We start from the raw sequence: 4,183 nt of genomic DNA, 5'->3' as shown, positions 1-4,183 counted from the left end.
TGCTTTATGATATTCGAATTTTCCTGGATGCATAGCCTAACCTCCGTTCGAGTTAATGATGTTCCAGATTTTCTCCGATGTGAGAGGCATATCAATATGCTTCACCCCATAGTCAGCCAGAGCATCAACCACAGCATTCACAACTGCTGGCGGTGATGAGATGGATCCCATTTCACCTACACCCTTTACACCTAGCGAATTACTGGGAGAAGGGGTTTCAGTACGGTCGGATTCGATCATAGGTAAGTTGTCCGCTCTAGGCATTGCGTAGTCAAGCATTGAACCGGTAACCAATTGACCATATTCATCATAGATACCGTGCTCATAAAGCGCCTGACCAACGCCTTGGACTATACCTCCAATAATCTGTCCTTCCACAACCATGGGATTGATAACATTGCCACAATCCTCAATGGCAACATACCGTTGAATTTCAATCTCACCGGTATCCTTATCCACTTCCACTTGTACAATGTGAGCTGAGCAAGGAAAGGTAAAATTACCAGGGTTGTAATAGGCTGAGTGTTCAAGACCTGGGTCCATACCTTCAGGCAAGCTGTGCCCACTGTAAGCGGCAAAAGCCAACTCGCCGAATGTTTTGGCTTTATCTTCAACACCCTTAACGTGGACTTTTCCGTTCTCGTCGTCATAGATCATGTCATCAACAGAAGCCTCCAGTAAATGAGCAGCCAATTCAACCAACTTTTTTCGGATTTCAGTTGCAGCATTAACCAGAGCTTCTCCCCCCACAGCAACACTTCTGCTGCCGTAGGTTCCCATACCCTGGGTTACAAGGTCCGTATCACCGTGAACTACGTCCACATCAGTCACATCAACACCCAGTTTATCGGCGACGATCTGAGCAAAAGTCGTTTCATGACCTTGACCATGAGAATGAGATCCACTGAAGACCGTTACTCTGCCTGTTGGATGTACACGAATAGAACCGTGTTCCCACATTCCTCCATAGAAACCGAGGGCACCAACAGTTGCGGCTGGACCGTAACCGCTGGCTTCAACGCAGCCTGACACGCCTACACCAACCAGCCTACCTTCTTTTTTGGCATTTTCCTGTGCTTTGCGCATATCACTGTAGCCGGCATTTTCTTCCGCTTTATCCATCATGGCGTGGTAATCACCGCTATCATACAGGAACGCTACCGGTGTCTGGTAGGGGAACTCATCTTTTGGAATAAAGTTCTTTCTTCTGAACTTTACGGGATCCATACCAAGTTCTCTGGCAGCCATATCCACGAGGCGTTCGACTAAGAAAGATGCCTCAGGGCGTCCGGCGCCGCGGTAAGCATCAACTGGAACAGTATTTGTGAGCGTGCCGGTTGTGTGACCCCAGATCCCAGGAATCTTGTAGAGCCCCGAAAAGAGGGTAATGCAGATGACAGTTGGGATCAGCGGTGCAATACTTGAAAGATAGGCTCCCATGTCTGCATATAGTTCAACATGGAGACCCGTGATGATCCCATCTTTGGTGACTGCCATCTTGCAGTGCTGGACATGGTCCCTTCCTTGGGAATCTGTAATGAATGACTCACTCCGGGTAGCGACCCATTTCACTGGCCTGTTTACTCGTTTGGCAACCCACGGAAGAATGACTTCTTCGGGATAATGGAAGATCTTGCTTCCGAAACCACCGCCTACATCGGGCGAGATAACCCTCAGTTTATGCTCCGGTATCTCAGGTAGTGTTACAGCACTGAGACCAAACCGGATAATGTGTGGATTCTGGCTCGTTGTCCAGACTGTCATTTCCTCTGTAGAGGCAGTCCATTGGGCAGCACAGGCTCTTGGCTCCATGGCGTTGGCTATGAGACGCTGATTTGCAATATCAACTTCAATTACATGATCAGCTTTTTCAAAAGCCTTATCACAGGCCTCTTTGTCCCCAAGTCCCCATTTGAAAGTGATATTATTCTCAATTTCATCATGGACAAGGGGTTTGCCATCTTCCGTGGTCGCCTCAGCGCCTGTTGTGGCCGAGAGTACTTCGTAATCCACTTCAATCAGATCCAAAGCATCCCTGGCTATGTAGGCATCTTCAGCTACCACAGCGGCGACAGAATCTCCAACGTGACGAACCTTGTCCGGTGTAAGAGGCCAACGGACCGGAATTTTATTTTCCGGCACTTGCCAGATGACTGGCATCTGACCAACGCCGCCATCAATGAGATCCTGGCCCACAAACACGTCAATGACGCCTTCCATGGCCTTTGCAGCATCAGTGTTTATACTTTTTATATTTGCATGTGCATGAGGGCTCCTCAAAACGGCCACATGTGCCATATCGGGCATGGAAAGATTAGCAACATAATTTCCTTTGCCCTGAATGAAGCGGGGATCCTCGACCCGTTTTTCACTTTTCCCAATGTAGTTTCCCATTATGCCGCTCCTTTCATTGATTTAGAAGCCGATTGAACAGCTTTAACAATATTCTGGTATCCAGTGCACCTACAAATATTACCTTCGAGGCTGTGACGTATTTCATCTTCTGAAGGATTTGGGTTATCCTGTAGGATTCCTACGCTAGCCATGATCATTCCCGGTGTGCAAAAGCCGCACTGGAGACCGTGTTCATCCCAGAAAGCCTGTTGCAACGGGTGAAGATCACCATTGGTTGCCAGCCCTTCAATTGTTGTAACGTCAGATCCGTCCGCTTGAACCGCTAAAGTTGTGCAGGATTTCACTGATTTACCGTTCATCATGATAGTGCAAGAACCACACTGACTGGTATCACAACCTACATTTGTACCGGTCAGTCTTAAATGGTCCCTCAGAAAGTCAACGAGAAGTGTGCGGGCTTCTACTTCGCCATCACATGCTTTTCCATTAACAGTCATTGATATAGAATGGCCCATACTATTCTCCTTTACGGATGAGTTTTCTATTGAATTGTCTTTTATATGTTCGAAAGTTTTTGATGCGGTTGGTTTTGGTGCTTGCTCGGAATAGCCCGATGTAAAAAAATCTGAGATTTTTTGCCACAAGTTCAAGCGAAGGCCTTCTCCGCCAGTTTGTTCTTAAAATTGGTAAAACCCTGGTCCATCAATTTTTTTCCAGATGCTTCCATAAGCCGCTGACCTACTCGGGCGAGGATACCGCTGACGTTACCTTCTGCACAAAAAGAAAGGACGGTTGAACCGTCCTTTTCTTCTAAGCTTATGTCACCGCTACCAGACATATGGCCCTTTGTTCCAATACCACTAATTTCAAAATGGTAACCCTCATTGGGCCGAATGTCAGAGATCTCCAATTGAGACTTGAATGCACCTTTAACAGGACCTATCTTGATCTCCACTTCTGCATCGAATTTTGTGTCAGAAAGGGAAGTAAGACTTTTACAGCCAGGAAGAATTTCAGCAAGAAGGTCAGGATCCAGAATGGAATCCCAAACGAGGTTGAGCGGATGATCAATATGGTATTCTCTTTCCAGAACCAAAAGAAATTGTCCTTAATCCCCGCGAGTATTGGTAATCGATAGAACCGAGCCTTACAATGGTAAGAACAAACTCGATGAAAGTCAACAATAATTGGGTATCATCTAGCCTGATATCTCTTGACTTCAGTCTATTTTTTAGTCAGATTGTATAAGGATGCCACTTAGTTGGTGGTCATTGAGAAGGGAGAAAATCGTAGCTTCAACCGTATTATTATATCAGGGTCAAGGTACATCTTTTTGAAAGAACATAGCAACACAGCTAAGCTCATCCTGTTACTGGCAACCTCTGTTTTGTTGCTTTTGGTAAGCTGTGAGGATCCGCTGGATTCTGTTGTTACAAAGAAGGACAGCAATGACCTATTTGAGTTGACACTGACAGCGTCAAACAATATCGTTAATTCAAAGAGCTCTCTGGATGTCATTGCAAAGGTTGAAAGACTCAAAGATGGTATAGCGGATGTTTCCAACAAGGTTCTTGGCGTCTGGGACCTAGTTTATGATGAACCAGACACGCTTGATCCCACTCTTCTTGAGATAAACTACACTTTCAATAATGATAATACTGTAACCCGAGTAGAGACCCACAAATTTGCCGATATTTTTTCCAAGATAGTGGGTAAATGGAATATTCATTCTATAGGTACGGACACTATCAATTCAGAACTGCTTGAGATTGAATATGATTTTGATGAAGACACGACGGTGACAGTTGAAGAGACCCATATTTTTGAT

At 45.6% G+C, this 4,183-nt stretch carries 4 protein-coding genes; 1 reads left to right on the top strand and 3 read right to left on the bottom strand.

Annotated elements, in window-relative coordinates:
* Nucleotides 1-36: 36 nt before the first annotated feature.
* The 3 genes from EYO21_00665 to EYO21_00655 form a co-directional block, all read right to left on the bottom strand.
* A complete protein-coding gene (locus EYO21_00665) occupies nt 37-2,394 on the bottom strand; it encodes a xanthine dehydrogenase family protein molybdopterin-binding subunit (GenBank protein HIB02328.1) in 2,358 nt (785 codons plus the stop codon).
* Entirely contained in the window at nt 2,394-2,870 is a 477-nt protein-coding gene (locus tag EYO21_00660; protein ID HIB02327.1) for a (2Fe-2S)-binding protein, read from the bottom strand. Before EYO21_00660 ends, EYO21_00665 begins: the two co-directional genes overlap by 1 nt.
* A 131-nt stretch (nt 2,871-3,001) precedes the next feature.
* The gene (locus EYO21_00655; GenBank protein ID HIB02326.1) at nt 3,002-3,451 is read right to left on the bottom strand and encodes a hypothetical protein; all 450 of its coding nucleotides are present in this window, start codon (nt 3,449-3,451) and stop codon (nt 3,002-3,004) included.
* Nucleotides 3,452-3,619: 168 nt separating this feature from the next.
* Here EYO21_00655 and EYO21_00650 point away from each other — a divergent pair.
* The coding region (locus EYO21_00650) for a hypothetical protein (protein ID HIB02325.1) at nt 3,620-4,183 on the top strand (564 nt) is incomplete at its 3' end.

The organism is Candidatus Neomarinimicrobiota bacterium (genome assembly GCA_012964825.1).
Lineage (GTDB): Bacteria > Fidelibacterota > Marinisomatia > Marinisomatales > S15-B10 > UBA2125.
The sequence above is the reverse complement of the archived record's forward strand: the minus strand, read 5'-3'. Positions and strand labels throughout refer to the sequence as shown.